The 26109-nt window shown below is 30.0% G+C and carries 22 protein-coding genes and 1 other RNA gene; 20 read left to right on the forward strand and 3 right to left on the reverse strand.

The features are described 5' to 3' along the window. Positions 1 to 55: 55 nt before the first annotated feature. The 10 genes from CKV72_RS01170 (at position 56) to ssrA (ending at position 11313) form a co-directional block, all read left to right on the forward strand. The gene (locus tag CKV72_RS01170) at positions 56 to 1252 is read left to right on the forward strand and encodes a phosphoglycerate kinase (RefSeq protein WP_089867476.1); all 1197 of its coding nucleotides are present in this window, start codon (positions 56 to 58) and stop codon (positions 1250 to 1252) included. Between the two features lie 33 nt (positions 1253 to 1285). Then, positions 1286 to 2035: a triose-phosphate isomerase gene (gene tpiA, locus CKV72_RS01175; protein WP_089867473.1), complete on the forward strand. Its 750-nt coding sequence runs from the start codon at positions 1286 to 1288 to the stop codon at positions 2033 to 2035. A 10-nt stretch (positions 2036 to 2045) separates the two neighbouring features. Continuing rightward, positions 2046 to 3584, forward strand: a complete 1539-nt coding sequence (gene gpmI, locus CKV72_RS01180; RefSeq protein ID WP_089867470.1) for a 2,3-bisphosphoglycerate-independent phosphoglycerate mutase — start codon at positions 2046 to 2048, stop codon at positions 3582 to 3584. Positions 3585 to 3600: 16 nt separating this feature from the next. Next, the gene (gene eno, locus CKV72_RS01185; protein WP_089867467.1) at positions 3601 to 4902 is read left to right on the forward strand and encodes a phosphopyruvate hydratase; all 1302 of its coding nucleotides are present in this window, start codon (positions 3601 to 3603) and stop codon (positions 4900 to 4902) included. Positions 4903 to 5091: 189 nt separating this feature from the next. After that, on the forward strand, positions 5092 to 5316 hold the full coding sequence (gene secG / locus CKV72_RS01190) for a preprotein translocase subunit SecG (protein ID WP_095177222.1): 225 nt from the start codon (positions 5092 to 5094) through the stop codon (positions 5314 to 5316). 89 nt (positions 5317 to 5405) lie between these two features. Next, positions 5406 to 7427, forward strand: a complete 2022-nt coding sequence (locus CKV72_RS01195) for a sodium-translocating pyrophosphatase (RefSeq protein WP_095177223.1) — start codon at positions 5406 to 5408, stop codon at positions 7425 to 7427. Positions 7428 to 7616: 189 nt separating this feature from the next. Continuing rightward, positions 7617 to 9728: a ribonuclease R gene (gene rnr / locus CKV72_RS01200; protein WP_089867459.1), complete on the forward strand. Its 2112-nt coding sequence runs from the start codon at positions 7617 to 7619 to the stop codon at positions 9726 to 9728. Positions 9729 to 10056: 328 nt separating this feature from the next. After that, positions 10057 to 10326, forward strand: a complete 270-nt coding sequence (locus CKV72_RS01205) for a DUF2325 domain-containing protein (RefSeq protein WP_202192295.1) — start codon at positions 10057 to 10059, stop codon at positions 10324 to 10326. Between the two features lie 90 nt (positions 10327 to 10416). After that, positions 10417 to 10887 (forward strand): SsrA-binding protein SmpB, encoded by a 471-nt coding sequence (gene smpB / locus CKV72_RS01210; RefSeq protein WP_089867453.1) that lies wholly within the window; start codon positions 10417 to 10419, stop codon positions 10885 to 10887. Positions 10888 to 10981: 94 nt separating this feature from the next. Next, positions 10982 to 11313: a transfer-messenger RNA gene (gene ssrA, locus CKV72_RS01215) on the forward strand. A 357-nt stretch (positions 11314 to 11670) separates the two neighbouring features. Here ssrA and CKV72_RS01220 read toward each other — a convergent pair. After that, on the reverse strand, positions 11671 to 13014 hold the full coding sequence (locus CKV72_RS01220; protein WP_095177224.1) for a dicarboxylate/amino acid:cation symporter: 1344 nt from the start codon (positions 13012 to 13014) through the stop codon (positions 11671 to 11673). A 378-nt stretch (positions 13015 to 13392) separates the two neighbouring features. Here CKV72_RS01220 and CKV72_RS01225 point away from each other — a divergent pair, with 378 nt between their 5' ends. The 4 genes from CKV72_RS01225 (at position 13393) to CKV72_RS01240 (ending at position 18459) form a co-directional block, all read left to right on the forward strand. Next, on the forward strand, positions 13393 to 13803 hold the full coding sequence (locus CKV72_RS01225; RefSeq protein ID WP_095177225.1) for a hypothetical protein: 411 nt from the start codon (positions 13393 to 13395) through the stop codon (positions 13801 to 13803). Between the two features lie 98 nt (positions 13804 to 13901). Then, positions 13902 to 14462 (forward strand): cupin domain-containing protein, encoded by a 561-nt coding sequence (locus CKV72_RS01230; protein WP_095177226.1) that lies wholly within the window; start codon positions 13902 to 13904, stop codon positions 14460 to 14462. A 213-nt stretch (positions 14463 to 14675) separates the two neighbouring features. Then, the gene (locus CKV72_RS01235; protein ID WP_095177227.1) at positions 14676 to 16184 is read left to right on the forward strand and encodes a DUF1846 domain-containing protein; all 1509 of its coding nucleotides are present in this window, start codon (positions 14676 to 14678) and stop codon (positions 16182 to 16184) included. 82 nt (positions 16185 to 16266) lie between these two features. Next, a complete protein-coding gene (locus tag CKV72_RS01240; protein ID WP_095177228.1) occupies positions 16267 to 18459 on the forward strand; it encodes a DNA topoisomerase III in 2193 nt (730 codons plus the stop codon). A 152-nt stretch (positions 18460 to 18611) separates the two neighbouring features. On the opposite strand, the gene CKV72_RS01245 is transcribed toward CKV72_RS01240, so the two are convergent. Both CKV72_RS01245 and CKV72_RS01250 read right to left on the reverse strand, forming a co-directional pair. Further along, positions 18612 to 19130, reverse strand: coding sequence for a hypothetical protein (locus tag CKV72_RS01245; RefSeq protein WP_089867433.1), 519 nt, complete (start codon positions 19128 to 19130; stop codon positions 18612 to 18614). A 97-nt stretch (positions 19131 to 19227) separates the two neighbouring features. Beyond that, positions 19228 to 19431, reverse strand: a complete 204-nt coding sequence (locus tag CKV72_RS01250; protein WP_089867430.1) for a cold-shock protein — start codon at positions 19429 to 19431, stop codon at positions 19228 to 19230. A 225-nt stretch (positions 19432 to 19656) separates the two neighbouring features. On the opposite strand from CKV72_RS01250, the gene CKV72_RS01255 reads away from it, so the two are divergent. The 6 genes from CKV72_RS01255 to hcp all read left to right on the forward strand — a co-directional run bounded on the left by CKV72_RS01255 (position 19657) and on the right by hcp (position 26020). Next, a complete protein-coding gene (locus tag CKV72_RS01255) occupies positions 19657 to 20406 on the forward strand; it encodes an ABC transporter ATP-binding protein (RefSeq protein ID WP_089867428.1) in 750 nt (249 codons plus the stop codon). Continuing rightward, on the forward strand, positions 20396 to 21193 hold the full coding sequence (locus tag CKV72_RS01260; RefSeq protein WP_089867424.1) for an ABC transporter permease: 798 nt from the start codon (positions 20396 to 20398) through the stop codon (positions 21191 to 21193). Before CKV72_RS01255 ends, CKV72_RS01260 begins: the two co-directional genes overlap by 11 nt. A 4-nt stretch (positions 21194 to 21197) precedes the next feature. After that, complete coding sequence (locus CKV72_RS01265; RefSeq protein WP_089867421.1) at positions 21198 to 22220, forward strand: ABC transporter substrate-binding protein; 1023 nt, start codon at positions 21198 to 21200, stop codon at positions 22218 to 22220. 122 nt (positions 22221 to 22342) lie between these two features. Then, complete coding sequence (locus tag CKV72_RS01270; RefSeq protein ID WP_089867418.1) at positions 22343 to 23506, forward strand: iron-containing alcohol dehydrogenase; 1164 nt, start codon at positions 22343 to 22345, stop codon at positions 23504 to 23506. A 13-nt stretch (positions 23507 to 23519) separates the two neighbouring features. Next, on the forward strand, positions 23520 to 24158 hold the full coding sequence (locus tag CKV72_RS01275) for an aspartate/glutamate racemase family protein (RefSeq protein ID WP_089867415.1): 639 nt from the start codon (positions 23520 to 23522) through the stop codon (positions 24156 to 24158). 149 nt (positions 24159 to 24307) lie between these two features. Further along, positions 24308 to 26020, forward strand: a complete 1713-nt coding sequence (gene hcp / locus CKV72_RS01280; protein ID WP_095177229.1) for a hydroxylamine reductase — start codon at positions 24308 to 24310, stop codon at positions 26018 to 26020. Positions 26021 to 26109 lie beyond the last annotated feature (89 nt).

Raw genomic sequence — 26109 nt, forward strand, 5'->3', positions numbered from 1 at the left:
AGTAAAGCTATAAGACAAAACCCTCTTTTGTCTATATAAAGAAAGGGTGGTTTGTGTGGCATTTAATAAAAAAACCATTGAAGACATTGAAGTTACAGGAAAGAAAGTTTTAGTAAGATGTGATTTTAATGTACCTTTAAAAGATGGAAAAATAACAGATGAAAATAGATTAATTGGAGCATTACCAACTATTAAATATATAGCTCAAAAAGGTGGTAAAGTAATTTTATGTTCTCATCTTGGAAAACCAAAGGGAGAACCCAAAGAAGAACTATCCTTAGCACCAGTAGCTAAAAGATTATCTGAACTTTTAAATAAGGAAGTTTTATTTGCAGCAGATAATGAAGTAGTTGGAAAAAATGCTAAAAAAGCAGTAGAAAATATGAAAGATGGAGATATAATTCTATTGCAAAATACAAGATATAGAAAAGAAGAAACTAAAAATGAAGAAAACTTTTCAAAAGAATTAGCATCCCTTGCAGATATATTTGTAAATGATGCTTTCGGAACAGCACATAGAGCACATTGTTCCACAGTAGGAGTAACAGAATTTGTCGAAACATCAGTATGTGGATACTTAATCCAAAAAGAATTAAAATTTTTAGGAAATGCTGTAGAAAATCCACAAAGACCTTTTGTGGCAATACTTGGTGGAGCTAAAGTATCTGATAAAATTAATGTGATAAATAATTTATTGGAAAAAGTTGATACATTAATTATAGGTGGAGGAATGAGCTATACATTCCAAAAAGCTCAAGGATACACAATAGGAACCTCTCTTTTAGAAGAAGATAAATTAGATTACGCAAAAGAAATGATAGAAAAGGCAAAAGAAAAGGGAGTAAAATTACTTTTACCAGTAGACAATGTAGTAGGAGAAAAATTTGCAGAAGATACAGAGGCAATTATAACAGAAGACCAAAATATTCAAGAAGGATATATGGGCCTTGATATAGGACCAAAAACTTCAAAACTTTATGCAGAAGAAATTAAAAAAGCCAAAACTGTAGTATGGAATGGTCCTATGGGAGTATTTGAATTTAAAAAATTTGCCAAGGGTACCATAGAAGTAGCAAAAGCTATGGCTGAATCAGGAGCTACAACTATAATAGGTGGAGGAGACAGTGCTGCAGCCGTAAATCAACTTGGATTTGGAGATAAAATGACACATATTTCAACAGGTGGAGGAGCATCACTTGAATTCTTAGAAGGGAAAGAGCTTCCAGGAATAGCAGCACTTAATGATAAATAATGTTTGAGGTTAATTTTGAAAGGGGTGTGTTCATTGCGTAAGGCAATAATAGCAGGAAATTGGAAAATGCACAATACTGTAGACGAAGCGGTAAAATTAGTAGAGGAATTAATTCCAAAGGTTAAAGAAGCTAAATGTGAAGTTGTAGTTTGTCCACCTTTTATATGTCTTCCAAAAATAAGAGAAATTACAGAAGGAACTAATATAAAAGTTGGAGCTCAAAATATGTATTTTGAAGAAAAGGGAGCTTTCACAGGGGAAATATCTCCTATAATGCTTGAAAAATTAAATATAGATTATGTAATAATAGGACATAGTGAAAGAAGACAATATTTTGGAGAAACAGATGAAACAGTTAATAAGAAAATTAAGGCTGCATTTGAACATAATTTAATTCCTATACTCTGTGTAGGAGAAACTTTAGATGAGAAAGAAAATGATGTAACTGAAGAAGTTGTATCAAAACAAGTAAAACTTGCACTTTCTGGATTAAGAGAAGATGAGATAGAAAAATTAGTAATAGCTTATGAACCAATATGGGCTATAGGTACAGGTAAAACTGCCACTTCAGAAGAGGCAAATGAAGTTATATCATTTATAAGAAACACAGTAAAAAATTTATATGGAGAAAAAGCAGCTGAAAGTATCAGAATACAATATGGTGGTTCAGTAAAACCTTCAACTATAAAAGAACAAATGTCAATGTCAGATATAGATGGAGCCTTAGTAGGAGGAGCAAGTCTTAAATCAGATGACTTCTCAGCTATAGTAAACTACAAATAGGGGGAAGACTATGAATAAAAAACCAGTAATGCTTATGATATTAGATGGTTTTGGAATAACAGACCATGAAGATGGAAATGCTGTAAAGTCAGCACATAAGCCAAATTTTGATAAGCTTTGGAGTGAATATCCTCATACTCAATTGAAAGCTAGCGGACTAAATGTGGGACTTCCAGATGGTCAAATGGGTAATTCCGAAGTAGGACATTTGAATATTGGTTCGGGAAGAATAATATACCAAGAATTAACTAGAATAACAAAGGACATAAGTGATGGAGAGTTTTTCAAAAATAATGAGATAAATTATGCTATAGACGAAGCTATAAAAAACAATTCTGCTCTTCATTTATTAGGATTATTATCTGATGGAGGAGTTCACTCTCATATAGATCATTTAAAAGCTATTTTAAAATTAGCTAAGGATAAGGGATTAAATAGAGTATATGTTCATGCTTTTTTAGATGGAAGGGACGTTCCACCATCTAGTGCTAAAGAATATATAATGAACATTGAAAATTATATGAAAGAACTTGGAGTAGGTGAGATTGCAACATTAGCAGGTAGATATTATGCTATGGACAGAGATAAAAGATGGGAAAGAATAGAACTTGCATATAATGCTTTGGTATATGGTACAGGTGAATTATCAAACTCACCAGTTGAAGCCATAGAAAAATCTTATAATGATAACACAACAGATGAATTTGTATTACCAACAGTTATACTAAAAGATGGAAAGCCAACAGCTACTATTAGAGATAAGGATTCTATAATATTTTTTAACTTTAGACCAGATAGAGCAAGACAAATAACCAGGGCTTTAAATGATAGAGAATTTGATGGATTTGAAAGAAAGACATTAAATCTTAATTTTATAACTATGACTCAATACGATAAAACTATTGAGAATGTAAAAATAGCATATAAACCTCAAAGTTATAAAAATACTTTAGGTGAATATGTAAGTAGCTTAGGATTAAATCAATTAAGAATTGCAGAAACTGAGAAATATGCACATGTAACTTTCTTTTTTAACGGAGGTGTAGAAGCACCTAATAAAGGAGAAGATAGGGTTTTAATCCCTTCTCCCAAAGTAGCTACTTACGATTTAAAACCAGAAATGAGTGCTTTTGAAGTTAAGGATGAAGTTATTAAAAGAATAGAATCTGATAAATACGATATGATAATATTAAACTTTGCTAATCCAGATATGGTAGGACATACTGGTGTATTTGAAGCAGCTAAAACTGCTATAGAAGTAGTAGATAAATGCCTAGGAGAAATATCAGATAAAATTTTACAAAAGGAAGGAACTATATTTATAACTGCAGATCATGGAAATTCTGAACAAATGATAGATTATTCTACAGGAAAGCCTATGACAGCTCATACTACAAATGAAGTTCCCTTTGTATATGTAAGTAAAAATGCTAAGAATAAAAAATTAAAATCAAATGGTATATTAGCAGATATAGCACCAACTATGCTTACAGAAATGGGTATTAAAATACCAGAAGAAATGACTGGAAAAAATCTAATAGAAGAATAAAGGAGGATGTTAAATTATGAAAAATTATATTGAAATTATAGATGTATCAGCAAGACAAATACTTGATTCAAGATCAAATCCAACAGTTGAGGTAGATGTAATTTTAGAAGACGGAACTATAGGAAGAGCAGCCGTACCATCAGGAGCATCTACAGGAATTTTTGAAGCTGTTGAATTAAGAGATGGTGATAAATCAGTATACAATGGGAAAGGCGTTTTAAAAGCAATAGAAAATGTAAATACAATAATCGCAGAAGAATTAGTTGGAATGAATGTTTTAGACCAAATTGCAATAGATAAAACAATGATAGAATTAGATGGTACAGATAATAAGGGTAAATTAGGTGCTAATGCTATGCTTGGAGTATCTCTAGCTTGTGCAAGAGCAGCAGCTGAATATCTAGGATTAAGTTTATATCAATATATTGGAGGAGTAAATGCAAAAGTATTACCAGTTCCAATGATGAACATAATGAATGGTGGTTCTCATGCTGATAACAATGTAGATTTACAAGAATTTATGATAATGCCAGCAGGAGCATCAAGTTTTAGTGAAGCTTTAAGAATGTGTTCTGAAATATATCATCAATTAAAAGATATATTAAAAGGAAAAGGACTATCTACAGGAGTTGGTGATGAAGGAGGATTTGCACCTGATTTAAATAGTAATGAAGAAGCTATTGAAGTTATAGTGGAAGCTATTAAAAAAGCTGGTTACAAACCAGGAGAAGAAGTATTTATAGCCTTAGACCCAGCATCATCTGAATTCTTCAATACTGAAACCAATAAATATGAATTAAAAGGCGAAGGAAGAGAGTTAACTCCTGCTGAAATGGTAGATTACTATGCTAATTTAGTAGAAAAATATCCTATAATATCTATAGAAGATGGTATGGCAGAAGAAGATTGGGAAGGTTGGAAGATGATCACTGAAAAATTAGGTGGAAAGATTCAATTAGTAGGTGATGATTTATTTGTAACTAATACAAATAGACTTAAAAAGGGAATTGAATTAGGTGTTGCAAATTCAATACTTATAAAATTAAATCAGATAGGAACATTAACTGAAACATTAAATGCTATAGAAATGGCAGAAAGAGCAGGATATACTGCAGTAGTATCACATAGATCAGGAGAAACTGAAGATACAACTATAGCTGATTTAGTTGTAGCTGTAAATGCAGGACAAATAAAAACAGGAGCTCCTTCAAGAAGTGAAAGAGTTGCTAAATACAATCAATTACTAAGAATTGAAGATGAGTTAGGAGAAATGGGAGAGTATAGAGGTTTAAAGGCTTTCTATAACATTAATAAATAAAAAAATAGATTAAATTGAATAAAATTCGGAGAAATGTTAATAATTAAGATAATATTTCTCCGAATTTTGTGTTAAAGTACAATATAAATTAGTGACTTCCATTGTTATAAGTCAAATATTATGATAAAATATAATGTGTTAAATTTTAAGAAATTAAAATCCTTTATAAATAAACATGGAGGGAATATTATGAAAAATATTTTAATTGCACTGCAGGTAATATTAGGCATAATTTTAATTATTTCTGTACTAGCTCAACCTGCAAAAACACAGGGATTCAGTTTAATGACAGGAACTACAGATACATTTTTCTCAAAAAATAAAACAAGAACTTTTGAGTCAACTATGTCAAAGCTCACTATAATTACAGCTATAGCCTTTGCAATAGTAATAGTGGCTTTAAATTTAGTTTAAATCTTTGAAAAAGTTCTATATATTTTTAAAAATATATAGAATTAAAATAAACTAATTAAATAAAGAAAAGATTAGGGGGACAAGATAAAATGGAAAGTTTCATTGTTTACTCAGTCTTAGCTGGAGTAATAGCATTAATATTTGCTTTTATGCTAAGCAGTTTCATTTCCAAAGAAAATGCAGGAAATGAAAGAATGCAAGAAATTGCTGGGCACATCCATGATGGTGCTATGGCTTTCTTGGAAACAGAATATAAATATTTAGCCGGATTTATAGCAATTGTTACAGTAATTTTAGCTATCTTTGTAGGATGGCAAACAGCAGCATGCTTTGTTTTAGGAGCTATATTCTCTATATTTGCAGGATATTTTGGAATGAATGTAGCTACAAAAGCAAATGTTAGAACAGCAGAAGCAGCAAGACATAGCCAAGGGAAAGCTTTAAATATAGCATTCTCAGGTGGAGCAGTAATGGGAATGTCTGTTGTAGGACTTGGTGTTGTAGGTATAGGAATTATGTATTACATATTTGGTGGAAACATGGAATTTATAACAGGATTTGGTCTTGGAGCAAGTTCCATTGCACTATTTGCTCGTGTTGGCGGTGGTATATATACTAAAGCAGCTGACGTTGGAGCAGACCTTGTTGGTAAAGTAGAAGCAGGTATACCAGAAGATGACCCAAGAAATCCAGCCGTAATAGCTGACAACGTAGGAGACAATGTAGGAGACGTTGCAGGTATGGGAGCTGACCTTTTTGAATCCTATGTAGGATCAATTATATCTGCATTAACACTTGGTTCAGTTGTATATGCAAATAAAGAAGGAATTATATTTCCTTTGACTTTAGCATCTATAGGAATAGTGGCTTCAATAATAGGAATATTATTTTCAAGAAAAAGTGAAGCAAAAGATCCTCAAAAAGCACTTAATACAGGAACTTATATAGGTGGAATTATAGTTATAATATCAGCAGCAATATTAAGCAACATGGTATTTGGAAATCTTAAAGCTTTCTTTGCAGTAGCTTCTGGATTAATTGTTGGAATGATTATAGGTAAAATTACAGAAATATATACTTCAGATGAATATTCATCAGTACAAAAGATTGCTACACAATCAGAAACAGGAGCAGCAACTACAATCATTTCAGGTCTTGCAGTAGGAATGTATTCTACACTATGGCCAATAATTTTAATATCTATAGGAGTATTAGTTTCATTCTTTGTAATGGGTGGAGCATCTGATGCAACAATGGGATTATACGGAATATCCTTAGCAGCAGTTGGAATGCTTTCAACTACAGGATTAACTGTTGCAGTTGATGCATATGGACCAATTGCAGATAACGCTGGTGGAATAGCTGAAATGTCAGAATTACCTCATGAAGTAAGAGAAATCACTGATAAACTTGATTCAGTTGGTAATACTACTGCAGCTATAGGAAAAGGATTTGCTATAGGATCAGCAGCACTTACTGCACTATCCTTATTTGCATCCTATGCACAAGCTACTAACTTAGAAAATATAGATATACTTAATACAGTAACTTTAGTAGGTTTATTTATAGGAGCAATGCTTCCATTCTTATTTGGTGCTTTAACAATGGAATCAGTTGGTAAAGCTGCAAATGAAATGATAGAGGAAGTTAGAAGACAATTTAAAACTATACCAGGAATAATGGAAGGAAAAGCTACACCAGACTATAAGAAATGCGTAGATATTTCTACAGCAGCAGCAATAAGGGAAATGATCCTTCCAGGTGTATTAGCAATAGTAGTTCCAGTAGCAATTGGACTTTTATTAGGAAAAGAAGCACTTGGTGGATTACTTGCAGGAGCACTTGTAAGTGGAGTTCTTGTAGGTATACTTATGTCTAACGCTGGTGGAGCATGGGATAATGCTAAAAAATATATTGAAGGTGGAGCTCATGGAGGAAAAGGAAGTGACGCTCATAAAGCAGCTGTAGTTGGAGACACTGTTGGTGACCCATTCAAAGATACTTCAGGACCTTCAATGAATATATTAATAAAACTTATGACAATAGTTTCATTAGTATTTGCTCCAGTTGTATTACAATATGGTGGAATATTATTAAACTTAATTAAATAGTTATTTTATTAAAAAACCCTAGGATAAAATAAATATCCTTAGGGTTTTTTATATTCTTGACTAATGAACAATATTAATATAGTATTTTATTTAAATATTGGAAGAAACATAGATATAAATGAATATTTTTATAATATAAACTAAAAATAAGTATATGTATAATAAAAAAACAAGTGGGGAGGAAAAATTATGAAAATACAAGAAACTCTTGTAGAATTTATGAAAGAACAAGCGTATAAACCTATGAATTTGAAAGAATTAGCTAAAGTTTTCAATATAAAAAGTGATGATATAGAAGATTTTAAAAAGGTGTTAGACTATATGGAAAAGGATGGATTAGTGGTAAAAACTAGAACAGAACACTATGGTGTACCAGAAAAAATGGGATTATTAGTTGGTAAAGTTCAGGGACATAAAAGAGGATATGCTTTTTTAATACCAGAAGATGATAGAGAAGATGTATTTATTCCTGCATCTGGCTTAAATGGTGCAATGAATGGAGATAAGGTTGTAGTAAAAGTATTTAAAGAAATAAAAGAAGGAAAAAGATCTGAAGGGGAAGTAATAAGAATATTAGATAGAGTAAATAAAACTGTAATAGGATCTTTTGAAGATAGTAAAAATTTTGGATTTGTAGTACCAGATGAAAAGAGAATATATCAAGATATATACATACCAAAGGGTAATACAATGGGTGCTCATTCAGGAGATATTGTAATTGCTGAAATAACTAAATGGCCTGAAAAAAGAAGAAGTCCCGAAGGCAAGATAGTTGAGATACTTGGTAAAAAAGGAGAAAAAGGTATAGATATTTTAACTATAATTAAAAAATATAATTTACCAGAGGAATTTCCAGAAAAAGTTCAAAAGTATACGGAAAATATTCCAGATGAAATAAAGGAAGAAGAATATAATAATAGAATGGATTTAAGAGACAAGAAGATTATAACTATAGATGGAGAAGATGCAAAAGATTTAGATGATGCTATTTCTATTGAAAAATTACCTAATGGAAACTTCTATCTTGGAGTTCATATTGCAGATGTATCCCACTATGTTAAAGAAAAGAATCCATTAGATAAAGAAGCTTTAAAGAGAGGAACTTCTGTGTACTTAGTAGATAGAGTTATTCCTATGCTGCCAAAAAAATTGTCTAATGGTATATGTAGTTTAAATCCTAAAGTAGATAGATTGACCTTAAGTTGCTTTATGGAAATTGATAAAACAGGAAAAGTACTAAATCATAAAGTTGTAGAAAGTGTAATAAATTCCTCTGAAAGAATGACTTATACCGATGTAAATAAAATACTTAAAGATAATGACCAACAGCTAATTAAAAAGTATGATTATTTAATGGAAAACTTTAAGCTAATGGAGGAGCTCTGTAAAATACTTTATAAAAAGAGAATAAATAGAGGTGCTATAGATTTTGATTTTGAAGAATGTAAAATAATACTAGATGAGGAAGGAAAGCCAGTAGAAATTAAACCTTATGAAAGAGAAATTGGAAATAGAATAATAGAAGAATTTATGCTAGTGTGTAATGAAACTATAGCAGAATACATGTTTTGGGCTAATATTCCATTTGTTTATAGAATACATGAAGAGCCTGACTCAGAAAAATTGCAACATTTTAATGAATTTGTTTACAACTTAGGTTATTCAATAAAATACTCTAAAGAAATTCACCCAAAAGCTTTACAAGAAGTAGTAGAAAAAGTAAAAGGAAAAAAAGAAGAAACAGTAATAAATACTCTTTTATTACGTTCTCTAAAACAAGCAAAATATTCTCCGGAATGTGTAGGTCACTTTGGATTAGCAGCAAGATATTATTGTCACTTTACATCCCCTATAAGAAGATATCCAGATCTTATAATACACAGAATTATAAAAGAGTATATAAAAGGTAGGACAACAGAAAAAAGAATTAAAAAATTAGAAGGAGAAGTAGCCTATGCATCTGTACAGTCCTCAGAAATGGAAAGACTAGCAGAAGAAGCAGAAAGAGAAGTAGATGATCTAAAGAAAGCTGAATACATGAGCGAAAGAATAGGCGAAGTTTATGATGGAATAATATCTTCAGTAACTGCCTTTGGATTATTTGTAGAATTACCTAATACTGTAGAAGGGCTTGTACACATAAGTACCCTTTTAGATGATTACTATGTTTATGATGAAAGAGGACTAAGATTAATAGGAGAAAAAACTAAAAAAATATACAGATTAGGAGACGAAGTTAAGATAAAAGTGGATAAGGTAGATTTAGATAGTTATGAGGTTTACTTTGCACTAATTGAATAATTAATAATGGTGAAGCTAAATAATAAATTTTTATAAATTTAATACCAAAATTCCAGGAGAAAATTTATTTTTCTCTGGAATTTTATTTTTACACTCTTTTAAAGTATTAAGAAGTTTTCACACTGCTAGGTTTTAAATACTTTATATGATTAAAATTTTTTCTAAACGTAGTACAGAAAAGATTTCCATATTATTAATTAAAAATGGGTTTGACGAAATAAAAACAATGTTATATAATATAAATGATAATGATTATCAGTATCGAAATAAAAATTAATTCTATAAGGGGGATTTAATCGTAAGTGCTTTAGTAATTGGAGGAGACAAATTGGGAAAAATAAAAGATGAATTAGAGAGAAGAGGATTTAATAAAATAGAACATATAAGTGGTAGAAAAAGTAGAGATAGAAAAATAAGAATTTCTAATAAGGCGGAAAGAGCTGACATGGTATTAGTATTAACGGATTTTATTAATCATGGTGTAGTAACTAATTTAAAAAATAATGTGAGCAATCCTAATGTAATATTTAGCAAAAAGGCCTGGGCTTTTATAGAAAAAGCTTTAGATGGATTTACAAACACTCAAATAGATAGTTAATTTTTGACAAAAAAGTTTTTTGACTAGGAATATAAAGTATTATATAATTATATAACACGGGGAAACATAATATTTGAAGTAGGTGTTGTTATGGCCAAAGTTAGAAAAAACGGAACTCTTGCCGAAAATAGAAAAGCAAGACATGATTATTTTATAGAAGAATCCTATGAAGCAGGAATAGAATTAGTTGGTACAGAAGTAAAATCTATAAGAGAAGGTAAAGCTAATTTAAAAGATAGCTATGCAGAGATAAGAAATGGAGAGGTATTTCTTAGAAATATGCATGTAAGTCCTTATGAACAAGGTAATATTTTCAATAGAGATCCGTTAAGAGATAGAAAGTTATTGCTTCATAAAGTTCAAATTCTAAAGCTTACAGCTTATACTACTCAGCAAGGATATACTTTGATACCATTATCATTATATTTGAAAAATGGAAGAGTTAAAGTAAATTTAGCTGTGGCTAAAGGTAAAAAGAATTATGATAAAAGGCAAGATTTAATAGAAAAAGCAGCTAAGCGTGATATTGAAAGAGAATTAAAAGATAGAAGTAGGTATTAATTTACTATTGATAAATTGCTTAAGTTGTTATATCATATAATATAGACCTTAAAATTAAATATTATCGTCCTGTGCAATATAGCATGGGGGCGTAAATGGTTTCGACGGGGGCAAGTTGCTCCTGAGAAGCGAGTCGAGGGGTCCTGGGCCCGCGTTAAAAAACTGGGAAAGATTATAAACGCAGACGATAATTTCGTTTTAGCTGCCTAATTAGCGCAGCTCGTCCTACCTAGGATTCCCACGACCTGGGATAGGGCGTCAATTAGTGGGGAACCGAGTTCTACAAAGCTTTGAGTAGAAAACGGAATTTATGAAGCTACTGAATCTAGAAACCTGTTTATCGGTGTCTAGAGGAGGGAATGGAAAAAGATAAACTGCACTCGGAGATGCTCAGGGGTTACTGCTTTCGGACAGGGGTTCGATTCAAAAGAGTCGCCTTATGAAGTGATTCATAAGTGAAAACTTGGCTTTATCGGTGAAACCGTAACGTGTTATGGCGACGGCAATACCGAGTGGTATGTGAGGAAACTCAACAGCCGTGTATCGACTCATAGGTTTCTAACCTTAAGAAATAAAATTTTCTTAAGTAAGAAATACTAGGATAGAAGTTTCAAACTATAATATAGCTTCTATAACACGCCAAGGCACTTAAAGCTTATAATTTTTAAGTGCAATATATAGTCAGTGCCATTAGAGATAATGGAACAGCATGTCCCCTCGCCTCCACCAAACAAAAACCCATCACAGATTTGTGATGGGTTTTACCTATTTTATCATACCCTATTAGTTTGCATTATAAATTCCTTCGTTTAACATTTCTTCAGATTTTGCAACTACAACACTTGTTGCTGCATCTCCTACTACATTTAAAGACGTTAAAAGCATTTCTATAGGCCTGTTTATGGCAAGAATTAGTGAGTAAGCAAGTATTGCCCCATAATTATTGTATCCCATACCTGATAATACTGTGAAAAGAATTATTGCACCTGCTCCTGGTGCTGCAGGAGTACCAACTGATGCTATTAAAGCTATTAATGCGATAATAATTATATTGCCTACTGTTACATTATAACCTGCTGTTGTAGCTATAAATATTGTAGCTATAACTTGCATTATTGCAGTACCATTCATATTTATAGTCATTCCAAGTGGTAATATAAATGATGCTATATCCTCATTAACACCTAGTTCTTCAATTGTAGTTTTTGTGTTTAGTGGTAATGTTGCTGCTGAAGATGAAGTTGAGAATCCAAACAAAGCAACTTTTCCTATTTTCTTTATAAATTTAATTGGATTAAGCCTAGCCCCTACAGCTACAAATATTGCATACCCAAATGTTAGGAATATTAATAAAGTAATTGTTGTCACTACTACATATACAAAAGCTGGTTTTAAGTTTTCTATACCATATATTGCAAATGTCCTTGTAATAAGCACAAATATTGCAATTGGTGCAAATTGAGTTATCACAAAACTTAAAAATACAGTGATAATTGAATTAATATCTTCTAATAAATTAGTTAGTATTTTTATCTTGTTACCTAAAACATTAATACACAAACCTGTTACTACTGCTATAAATACTATTGCAAGTATACTACCATTGTTTGAAAAAACAGATGTAATGTTACTTGGTATTATACTTACTATTACTAGTAATGGATTTGCAGAGTTTGCAGTTCCAGCTTGTGCTGCAATGTTTTTCACACTAGTGGTAAATAAACCTAAGTTTTTAATTATAAATCCAATTATTCCAGCTAACGCTAATGCGAAAAATGATGTAATTAAAAATCCTAATATAGTTTTAAATGAAATACGTCCAAGTTTTTTAGTATCACTAATTTTACACATAGCTAATGTTATAGAAGTAAATATCATTGGTACAATTATAAGTTGAAGTGAGTTAATAAATAACTTTCCTATAATATAAAAAATACCTAAAGCATTTGTAGCACCTTCTACAGATATATCTTGAAATAAAATATTGTTTATTTTTGCCCATATGTGTGCATTTCCATTTCTAATTAAATTTTCTCTTAGTAATAAACATCCTATTCCTACTGCTAGCCCTAGAACAAGAGCCATAGCCATTCTTATAGCCATTTTGTTATCGTTGTTTGCTTTCATGTTATCTTCTCCTAATTAGTTATTTCCCTATTTGTGAGAATTAAACAACTACATAAGATTTAATATACTTAAAAAAGCCTTCCTATATAAGGAAGGCTATGATAACTCAATCATTTCATTTACTTTTTATTGTAAATTTACTCACAATAAAAAGATAAAATTTATAAGTATATTATAACTTTTCCTTGCTGATTTCTCGAATCAATTTAAAGGGATAGTTTTTTTCTTTTTTTATATTATCATCTCATATAATTCTTGTCAATATTTCACGAATGTATTTCAAAAAAGGAAGCTACAAACATGTTGAGCATTAATAAATAATTAGGATAATTATGTTAAGATATAACTAAGATAAAAATTTTAAGGATGTGAATATAAATGAAGATAGCTAAAATCATGGAAAATACTATATATGAATCTTTAGAAGATATTGAACAACGACTAAAATCCAATTTAAAAGGCCTTCGTTGGGAGATTGAGCATACAGAGGATTTGAGAACTATAGAAGGAAATAGAGTTAAAATTTATTTTGGCGTTACTTCATCTTTGGGAGGAGTAAATGTGGTGTCATTTATATATCATGGGGGTGGATATGTTCCATATTATATTAAATTAACAGAGGTTAGTGACTACGAAACGAAGGTAATGGTTGTGATAACAGGTACAGAAGATGTGATTACTGATTATGGTGATCGAAATGAAAATATTGCAAAGCAAATATTGGAAATGTGCCAAAAAGATTGTACAAATAAACCTTTTAAAGAAAAAGTAAAAAATTTCTTTAAATAATACTATTTGCTTATAATATAATTTTAATGAATAGAAGCACATTTTTAAAATGTAACACATATTATAATTTTATAAGATTATAAAGGGAGAGAAATAATATGTATAATCCTTATATGATGTATATGTGTCCTTATTGTGTTAACATACCAATATATAACCAATATACTTATAATCCTTACTTTGCTGATGAATCAGAATGTGGTTCAAGGTTTGCTTCACCACAATTATTAAATAACAATGAGCAAATTGAATTAAAGGATTATGGTCCACAGCCTTTTGTAGTTAATATAGATAAAGCTACTAAACAAAATCAAACTTTCCGCACCGCTTTATGGACAGGAACACATTTACAAGTTACTTTGATGAGCATTAATGTTGGTGATGATATAGGACTAGAAGTGCATCCGAACCTTGACCAGTTTATACGTGTTGAAGAGGGTCAAGGACTTGTTAAAATGGGAAGAAATAAAGATAAATTAGATTTTGAAGCAAAAGTTTATGATGATTTTGCAATCATGGTACCCGCTGGTACATGGCATAACGTTATTAACACAGGAAATAAACCACTTAAAGTATATTCCATTTATGCACCTCCTGAACATCCACGTGGTACAGTGCATAAGACTAAAGCAGATGCAGAAGCTGCCGAAAAAGCATAAAATATAAAAATATATGTATACAAATACATGATAGAATACCCTGGATTTACCAAATCAGGGTATTTTAATGTTTATATACTGAAATATAACCGTATTTTAATTTGAATATCAGTAATAAAAATAATAAAAAATAGCCCAATAATATTTTACTAAAAGTTAAAAGTATGTAATAATAATATAGGTATTTTATAATTGTTTAGTGAGGTAGAGAAAATGAAAATAGGATTTGATCACGAAAAATATATTGAAGAACAATCAAAGTATATTTTAGAAAGAGTTAATAACTATGACAAATTATACTTAGAATTTGGTGGTAAACTTCTATATGATCTTCATGCAAAGAGAGTTTTACCAGGATTCGATGAAAACGCAAAAATTAAGCTTTTACACAAATTAAAAGAAAAAGTTGAAATAATTATTTGTGTATATGCAGGCGACATTGAAAGAAACAAAATAAGAGGAGACTTTGGAATAACTTATGATGTAGATGTTTTAAGACTAATTGATGATTTAAGAAGCTATGATCTTCAAGTAAATAGTGTTGTAATAACTAGATATACTGGGCAACCATCAGCTACTGTTTTTATCAATAAACTTGAACGCAGAGGTATAAAAGTATATAAACATCAACCTACAAAAGGATATCCTGCAGATGTGGATACCATTGTAAGTGATGAAGGATATGGAAAAAATCCTTACATTGAAACAAGTAAGCCAATTGTAGTTGTAACAGCACCAGGACCAGGTAGCGGTAAACTTGCTACATGTCTTAGTCAACTTTATCACGAATATAAAAAAGGAAAGGTTGCAGGATATTCAAAATTTGAAACTTTTCCAGTTTGGAATGTTCCTCTAAAACATCCTTTAAATATAGCTTATGAAGCTGCAACAGTAGATCTTAAGGATGTAAATATGATTGATTCTTTCCATTTTGATGCTTATAATGAAGTTGCTGTAAACTACAATCGTGACATTGAAAGTTTCCCTCTACTAAAAAGAATTATAGAAAAAATAACAGGAGAAGAATCTGTTTATAAATCACCAACAGATATGGGAGTAAATAGAGTAGGATATGGAATAATTGATGATGAAGTAGTTAAGCAGGCATCAGAACAGGAAATAATAAGAAGATATTTTAAAACCGGTTGTGAATATAAAAAAGGTTATGTAGATAAAGAAATATTACATAGATCTAAAATTATCATGCATGAGCTTAATTTGAAAGAAGAAGATAGAAAAGTTGTAATGCCTGCAAGGGAATATTCAGCTAAATTAAAGAAAAGGTATAATAAAAATGAAGTATATCCAGTAGTTGCTTTAGAACTTGAGGATGGAAAAATATTAACGGGTAGAAATTCAGATGTAATGGATGGAACTGCTGCTGTAATTTTAAATGCAATTAAATATTTAGCCAATATATCTGATGAAATTCATCTTATTTCTCCAGTAATACTTGAACCAATTATAAATTTAAAATTAAAAACTTTAGCTAGTAAAAGTGCTGCATTAACTTGTGAAGAGATATTAATTGCACTTAGTATATGTGCAGTTACAAATCCAACAGCACAAGTAGCTATGGAAAAATTATCAATGCTAAGAGGATGTCAGGCTCATTCCACAACTATTTTAAGTGGAAATGAAGAGCAAACCTTTAGAAAGCTTGGTATAGATATAACCTGTGATCCAGAATATCCATCAGAAAGTCTTTACTATAATCAATAATATTAGATTTAAATAAGGATAGAAATTAAATAATCTATCCTTATTTTCATATTTCAAATAGTTTATGAAGGGAAGTAAAACAATGGGAAAATCATTAGTTTTGGCAGAAAAGCCAAGTGTAGGTAGAGAAATAGCTAGAGTATTAAAGTGTAATAAAAGTTCTAAAAGCTATATAGAAGGTAATAAATATGTAGTTACGTGGGCACTAGGGCACTTAGTTACCCTTGCTGATCCAGAGGTATATGATGATAAATATAAAAAATGGGCTATGGAAACTCTTCCTATGATTCCAAAAAATATGAAGCTTTCTGTTATAGGTAAAACTTCGAAACAATTTAATGAAGTGAAAAAACTTATGAATAGAAAGGATATAGATGAAATTATTATAGCCACAGATGCAGGAAGAGAGGGGGAGTTGGTAGCTAGATGGATAATAGAAAAGGCAAGAGTTAATAAGCCAATTAAAAGACTTTGGATATCTTCACAAACAGACAAAGCTATAAGAGATGGTTTTAATAATTTAAAGCCAGGAAAAGATTATGAAAATCTATATAAATCAGCTGTATCTAGATCCGAAGCAGATTGGTTAGTAGGTCTTAATGTTACAAGAGCATTAACCTGTAAATACAATGCTCAGCTTTCAGCAGGAAGAGTTCAAACACCAACTCTTGCATTAATAGTAGAAAGAGAAGAGGAAATTAAAAACTTTAAACCAAGAGATTATTATACTATAGTTGCTAAAGCTAAGGGAATTCAATTTAACTGGCAGGATAAAAAAGGACAAATGTATACCTTTAATGAAGAATTTGCAAAAAATACTTTATCTAAGGTTAGTGGAGAAGTTGGTAGTGTTGTAGAAATTACAGAAAAGGATAAAAAGCAATACGCTCCATGTCTTTATGATTTAACAGAACTTCAAAGAGATGCTAATAGAATATTTGGATATTCTGCAAAGGAAACCCTTTCCATAATGCAGAGGTTATATGAATATCATAAAGTATTAACTTATCCAAGAACAGATTCAAGGTATATTTCAAAAGATATAGTATCAACTATACCTCAAAGACTAAAGAGCATATCTATAGGAAGTTATAGTAAATTTGCAGAAGAAATATTAAGGGGAAAAATTATAGCACATAAAGGGTTTGTAGATGATAGTAAAGTTTCAGACCATCATGCCATAATTCCAACAGAAGAAAAAGTTAAATTATCAAATTTAAGCAGTGAAGAAAGAAAAATATATGATTTAGTTATAAAGAGATTTTTAAGTGTAATGCTTCCACCATTTGAATATATTCAAACTACTGTTAAAGTAGAAGTTAATGGAGAGACTTTTACGGCAAAAGGAAAGAATATAAAACATAATGGATGGAAAGCTGTATATAATAAAGAAGATTTAAATGAAGACAATGATAATGGGTATGAGCTTAAAGAACAGATTCTTCCTAAATTTATCAAAGGAGATACTATAAAATTTAACTCAGTTAATATAAATAAAGGGCAAACAAAGCCACCAGCTAGATTTAACGAAGGTACATTATTATCTGCAATGGAAAACCCTCAAAAATATATAAAATTGAATAAAGAATATGCAAAGACTTTAGGGGAAACTGGAGGACTTGGAACAGTAGCTACAAGAGCAGATATAATAGAAAAATTATATAATTCTTTTTATATAGAGAAAAAAGGTAAAGAAATAATGCCTACATCAAAGGGAAAACAAATTATAGACTTAGTGCCACAGGATTTAAAATCTCCTATATTAACAGCACAGTGGGAGAAAGAATTAGAATTAATAAGTAAAGGTAAGATCAGTGGCAAAGAATTTATAAATAACATGAGAAATTATTCAACAAAACTTGTGCAGGATGTAAAAAATAGCAATGAAAAATACGTACACAATAATTTAACAGGAACAAAATGTCCTAATTGCGGAAAGTATATGCTTGAAGTTAACGGTAAAAGAGGTAAGATACTAGTATGCCAGGATAGAGAATGCGGATACAGAGAAAATATCAGTAGATATACTAATGTAAGATGTCCTGAGTGTCATAAAAAGCTAGAACTAAGAGGAGAAGGAGAAGGGCAAATTTATGTATGTCCAAAATGTACATTTAGAGAAAAGCTTTCATCCTTTAATAATAGATTTAAAGAAAAAGGAGATAATGCAGATAAAAGAGAAGTATCAAAATATATGAGAAAGATGAAAGAACAAGAAAAACAACCTATAAATTCAGCTTTAGCAGATGCGTTATCAAAATTAAATTTAAAGTAATAAAATAGTTTAGTAAGGTAAATAATAAAAGCAGTCAAGGAATGTAACAAACATTGATTTCTTGACTGCTTTTACTAAATATTATAAAAATTTAATAAATGATATTATAATATTTTAAAGTATTGGAATAATTATAATAGATAAGTTGCAAATTATAGTGTATGAGATAGTTTGTTTTCTGAACGAGATATTACTTCTTTCATGATTTCTTTATATCTTTGAGATACTTCAGGGCAGGCTGATAAGAGGGTATCTATAACATAATCTATATTACTATCATCTATTTTTTTAGCAGATATATCTTCATATACAGTCTGTTGGCTAGTTAAAGAATTATAAATAGTATCTACAATTTCACATTTCATTACTGATTCATTTTCTATACAAGTTTCAGCAAAATATAAATCGTTATCAATTACAATAAATCTACCATAGCAAAATTCTTTCTGACCTTTTGTTGAACCTTTTTTTGAAGCAGTTGGACAATCATATTTTGTATGCTCTACATGCTTTATATCAAGTATGTTTTCTACTTCTTTTCTTGTCAGAACGGTTCTTATTTCCAATTCTAATAATCTGGATTTAACTTTATCAGAAAAGTTTTGTCCTAGCTCAGAAATAAATCTCTTCATTGTTATTGTTTTTTTCATTCTGAAATTTTTTCTTGCCATAAAATTCTCCTTTATATATTTTATTCCCTTTAAATTAGGGTAAGTAAAAACCACCTTTATAAAGGTGGTATTATTTTCTAGTCCATAAATTATAAAATTATAATTTTACTACATTAGACGCTTGAAGACCTTTAGGTCCTTGTTCTACTTCAAATTGAACCTTTTCACCTTCTTCAAGATTTCTTCTTGGGCTATCTGATTGTATTGCTGTAAAATGTACGAATACATCATCTTCTCCTTCTACTTCAATAAATCCAAAACCCTTTTCTGAATTAAACCATTTTACTGTTCCGTTTTTCATTAATTGACCTCCTATTGTCAAAAACACTTTAGAGTGTTTAATTTAGTTTATATTAGTATTATACCACAATAAATTAAAATTAACAAAAAACTTAAGAAATAATTTTAATTTAAATATTTGTATTTAATCATCACAAATATAAGGCATTGAAAATAATATAGTATAAGGGTAATTAGTAAATGTATTTTGCCAAGCAAGTAGTGTATTGGGAGGTGGTATATTCATATGTCGAATATAGTAGAAGCTAAAAATGTAAATATGAGTTTTTATACATTGGAAGGAGAGCTTGAAGTTATTAAAGATTTAAGTTTTTCATTAGAAGAAGGAAAAATATTAGCCCTTTTAGGACCTTCAGGTTGTGGTAAATCCACACTTTTAAATATTTTAAGTAATCTTTTAAAACCAACCTCTGGTCATGTTAATATAAATGGCAAAATAGGGTACATGTTCCAAAGGGATAATTTATTAGAGTGGAGGACAATATTTGATAATATAACTATTGCTCTTGAAATACAAAAAAAACTTAACGATGAATCAATAGAAAAAATAAATCATCTATTGAAAACTTATGGCCTTTGGGAATTTAGGAATAGGTATCCAAAAGAACTATCTGGAGGAATGAGGCAAAGAGTTGCTCTAATAAGAACTCTTTCAGTGGATCCAGATATTTTACTTTTAGATGAGGCTTTCTCAGCTTTGGATTATCAAACTAGACTTTTAGTTAGTGATGATATCTATAGAATTATAAAAAAAGAAAATAAAACAACTATACTAGTAACTCATGATATATCAGAGGCTATAGCTATGGCAGATTATGTTGCAGTCCTATCTAAAAGACCTTCAAATATAAAAAATATACATGAGATTAAGCTTACAGTTAATGGAGAAAAAGCACCTTTATCTGCTCGTAAAGCACCAGAATTTAAAGATTATTTCGATGTGTTATGGAAGGAGTTAGATATATATGAGAAATAATGATTTAACTCCCTATGAACAATTTTTAAAAAATAAAAAAAATGAAAAAAGAAAGATACTATTTTGGCAAATATTTATCTTAATAATATTTTTACTTCAATGGGAGATACTAGCGAAAAATAAAATAATTGATGTCTTTTTATTTAGTAAACCATCAGATATACATTATCTTTTTAAAGAATACGTAAAAAATGGTGAACTTTTTAGACACATAGGCATATCCCTTTGGGAAACTATTTTAGGATTTACTATAGGGACCATATTGGGAATTTTAATAGCTATATTACTTTGGTGGTTTGAAACTGTATCTAAAATTTTAGATCCATTTTTAGTTGTATTAAATGCATTGCCTAAAACTGCTCTAGCACCTATTTTAATAGTTTGGGCTGGTGCCGGCATTAAAGGAATAGTTGTTATAGCTATAACATTATCTATAGTTACTACTATTTTATCTGCATACAACTATTTTATAAATGCAGACGAAGAAAAAATTAAGATGCTAAAGAGCTTTGGAGCAACTAAAGGACAAATATTAACTAAACTTATACTGCCTTCTAATATTGGAAATATCATTAATATTGTAAAAATAAACATAGGCTTGTCTTGGGTAGGAGTTATAGTAGGAGAATTTCTAGTATCTAGATATGGTATTGGATATTTAATAGTATATGGAGGACAAGTGTTTAAACTAGATCTAGTTATGATGGGAGTAGCTGTTTTAGCAGTTTGTGCTTTAGTTATGTATCAAATTGTAAATATAATAGAAAAAAAATATAAAGAAGGGTGAAACCATGAATAATATAAAAAAAATATTATTAATATTAACTTGTATTACAATGACTGCATTAGGTTTTACTGGATGTTCTAAAGAAGAGACAAAAACTAAATTAAAAGTTGCAGAGGTTACGCACTCAGTTTTTTATGCACCACAATATGTTGCACTAAGTGAAGGATTTTTTGAGGAGGAAGGATTAGATATAGAGCTTATAGCAGCTCAAGGAGCAGATAAAACTATGGCAGCTCTTATTTCAGGAGAAGTAGACATAGGTTTTATGGGACCAGAAGCATCAATATACGTTTATAATCAAGAAAGTAAAGATTATGCTATAAACTTTGCACAAGTTACCAAAAGAGATGGAAGTTTTTTAGTTGGAAGAGAAAAAGAAGAAGATTTTAAATTTGAAAACTTAAAAGGTAAAGAGGTAATTGGAGGAAGAAAAGGCGGAATGCCTGAAATGACTTTAGAATATGTTATAAAGAATAAGGGATTAAATATAGGAAAAAATACTAATAAAGGAGAAGTAAATGTAAGAACAGATGTACAATTTAATGTAATGAGTGGAGCCTTTATTGCTGGAGAAGGAGATTATGTAACTTTATTTGAACCTGTAGCAACAGCTTTAGAAAAAGATAATAAAGCATATATAGTAGCATCTATAGGTGAGGAATCTGGTGAGATTCCATATACAGCTTATTGTGCTACAAACACATATATAGATAAAAATCCAGAAATAATTCAAAAATTTACTAATGCTATATATAAAGGACAACTATATGTTCAAAATAAAAGCTCAGAAGATATAGCAAAATCTATATCACCATATTTTACAGATATAAAAATGGAAGACTTAATAGTTGTTGTTGATAGATATAAATCTATAGATGCTTGGTGTGAAAATCCTATATTAAAAGAGGAAAGTTTAAACAGACTAATGGATGTAATGGAATTAGCAAAAGAACTGGATAAAAAAGCCCCTTATGATAAAATAGTTACTACAAAATTTGCAGAAGAAGCTATAAAAAATATTAAATAAAAGAAATAAATCCTCCCAGAATTTCTTGGGAGGATTTGTATTGAAAAATTTTACTTTTACATATTATATATAGTAAAATTATAAATAACCTACAATTATTAAAAAGAAAGGGGAATTAAAATATGTTAAATTTTAATTATTCTATACCTACTAAAATATTTTTTGGTAAAGGACAAATAGAGGTTTTAGGAAAAGAAGTAAAAAAATATGGAAACAATGTGCTATTAGTTTATGGTGGGGGAAGTATAAAGAAAAATGGTATATATGATGAAATAGTCAAAATATTTAAAGAGAATAATATAAATTTTTGGGAACTATCTGGTGTAGAACCTAATCCAAGGATAACTACCGTTAGATCAGGTATTAAAATCTGTAGAGAAAATAATATAGATTTTATATTAGCAGTAGGGGGAGGAAGTAGTATAGATTGCTCAAAAGTAATAGCAGCAGGTTATTATTATGAAAAAGACCCATGGGATATTGTTTTAGATTCTAGTAAAATAGAAAATGCAATACCACTAGGAACTATTTTAACTTTGTCTGCTACAGGGTCAGAAATGAATTCAGGAGCAGTTATAACTAATTTAGAAACTAATGAGAAATTAGGAACACATCATGAAGCTATGGCACCTAAGTTTTCTATATTAGACCCTTCCTATACTTTTACTGTTCCACCTAAACATACAGCAGCGGGCATTGCAGATATAATGAGTCATACTTTTGAAAATTATTTTAGTAAAACAAAGGAAGCTTATCTTCAAAATAGGATGGCAGAAGCTATACTTAAAACTTGTATAAAATATGGTAAAATAGCTATGGAAGATCCAGAAAATTATGAAGCAAGAGCTAACTTAATGTGGGCATCCAGCCTTGCTATAAATGGTATATTAAGTTATGGGAAAAAAACAATATGGAGTGTGCATCCAATAGAACATGAACTAAGTGCTTTTTACGATATAACTCATGGTATAGGTCTTGCTATACTAACACCTTATTGGATGGAATATGTTTTAGACGATAGTACATTAGATAACTTTGTGGAATATGGAATAAATGTATGGAATATTGATGATAAGGAAGATAAATATGCTATAGCTAATAAAGCAATAGAAAAAACTAGAGAATATTTTAAATCATTAGGAATACCATCAAGCCTAAGAGAAGTGGGAATAGGAGAAGAAAAATTAGAGAAAATGGCTAAAGCTGCCACAAGAAGAGGTACAATAGGAGATTTTAAACCTCTCAAAGAAGATGATGTCCTAAAAATATATAAATCTGCTTTATAAAGGATGTGTTTATATGAACATTGCACTAATAGCAGGGACGCCTTTTGATACTCAAATGGGAATGGATTTTTTAAAAAGTCAAGGATATGACTCAAAGGCCTATCCTATTTCAAAAACTCCAGATGAACAATCAGAACTTCAGGTTTTATATCCAGATAAATTAGAAAAAATAGTTATAGAAAAAATAAAAGAAATAAAAGACAGTAAAATAAATAATATATATGTTCATTGTAATTCTTTAAGTGGTGCAGTAGATATGGATAAACTTAAAGAAGAATATGAAATAAATATAATAACGCCCCTACAAATATACAGAGAAATGGCTAATCAATTTAATACCATAGGAGTTTTAGCGGCAAATAATCAAAGTACCTTTGGAATAGAAAGAACTATTCAAAAGGTAAATGCTAAGGCCTATGTAATAGGTATAGGTATTTTGCCTTTAGTAAATGCTATTGAAAAAAGTTTACCACCAAAAGACATTGTAAAAAATTTTGCATTAGAGAATATAGTAGATTTTTTTATAAAGAATAATTGTGAAGCTATTATTTTAGGATGTACTCATTTTCCTTATTTATATGAAGAATTACAAGCTATAAGTTCAATAAAAATTATAGATCCAGCTATGGAAATGATTAAAAAATTAATTTAATAAAAAACAACTGGTTTTTAAAATCAGTTGTTTTTTATTTAAAAGTGTAACATTTGTTACCGATTAAATCAGATTAAATTAGTATAATTTAAAATGTAATCAAGAGAAAACAAATTAATTTTTAATATAATATAAGGAGGAAAAAAATAATGAGTATGTTTTGTTATCAATGTCAAGAAGCAGCAGGATGCAAAGGTTGTACAGTAAGAGGGGTTTGTGGAAAAACAGAAGATGTAGCAAAGTCACAGGATTTATTAATATATATATTAAAAGGAATTTCAGTATATGGAGTAAAGGGAAGAGAAGTTGGAGTTATCAACAAAGAAGTGGATAACTTTATGGTAGAAAGTTTATTTTCCACTATAACAAATGCTAATTTCGATAGAGAAGTATTTATAGAAAGAATCAAAAAAGGATTAGAATTAAGACAAGAACTAAAAGAACAAGTTATAAAAGCAGGAGGAAACCTAGAAAATTCTAATGCAAATAAAAACTGGTTAGATAAAATGTTATCTTTTGTAGGACTTAAAAAAGAAGAAGAAACTAAGCTTCCGGATGCAGCTACATGGTTTGCTGATAATGTAGAAGAATTTAATGCGAAAGCTGAAAAAGTAGGAGTATTAGCAACAAAAGATGAAGACATAAGATCTTTAAGAGAACTAATAACTTATGGAATAAAAGGATTAGCAGCTTATGTAGAGCATGCACATAATTTAAATTTTGAGAATGAAGAAATACATGGATTTATGCACAAAGCTTTAGCTGCAACTTTAGATGATACATTAACAGTAGATGATTTAGTAGCTTTAACTTTAGAAACAGGTAAATATGGAGTAGAGGGAATGGCATTACTTGATAAAGCTAATACCCAAACTTATGGAAATCCAGAAATCACTAAAGTTAATATAGGAGTTAGAAACAATCCAGCTATATTAATAAGTGGACATGACCTAAGAGATTTGGAACAATTATTAGAGCAAACAGAGGGGACAGGGGTAGACATTTATACTCATAGTGAAATGCTACCAGCACACTATTATCCAGCATTTAAAAAGTATTCACACTTTGCAGGAAACTATGGAAATGCTTGGTGGAAGCAAACAGAAGAATTTGAAAAATTTAATGGCCCAATACTTATGACAACAAACTGTTTAGTTCCACCAAAGGATTCATATAAGGATAGAGTTTATACTACAGGGGTAGTTGGCTTCCCAGGATTAAAACATATAGATGCAGATGAAAAGGGACAAAAAGATTTTTCACAAATAATTGAACATGCTAAAAAATGTGCAGCGCCAACAGAAATTGAAAAAGGAGAAATAGTAGGTGGATTTGCACATAACCAAGTATTCCAATTAGCAGATAAAGTAGTAGAAGCAGTAAAAACTGGAGCAATAAAGAGATTCTTTGTTATGGCTGGATGTGATGGAAGAGCTAAATCAAGAAACTATTATACAGAATTTGCTCAAAAACTTCCAAAGGATACAGTAATATTAACAGCAGGTTGTGCTAAATACAAATATAATAAATTAAACTTAGGAGACATTGGAGGAATTCCAAGAGTACTAGATGCAGGACAATGTAATGATTCTTATTCATTAGCATTAATAGCATTAAAATTAAAAGAAGTATTTGAACTAGATGATGTAAATGAATTACCAATATCCTATAATATAGCTTGGTATGAGCAAAAAGCTGTAATAGTATTACTGGCATTATTACACTTAGGAGTAAAAAATATTCACTTAGGACCAACATTACCAGCATTCCTATCCCCAAATGTAGCTAATGTTTTAGTAGAAAACTTTGGAATAGGCGGAATAACAAATGTAGAAGATGACATGAAAATGTTCTTAGAATAAGGTTTAATTAATAAAAATAGGCTATCTAGATAATATTATCTAGATAGCCTACTTTTTATCAGTATTTTAGTGTAACTTAGTATAATTAT

Origin of the sequence: Clostridium cochlearium (assembly GCF_900187165.1) — a bacterium.
GTDB lineage: Bacteria > Bacillota > Clostridia > Clostridiales > Clostridiaceae > Clostridium_G > Clostridium_G cochlearium.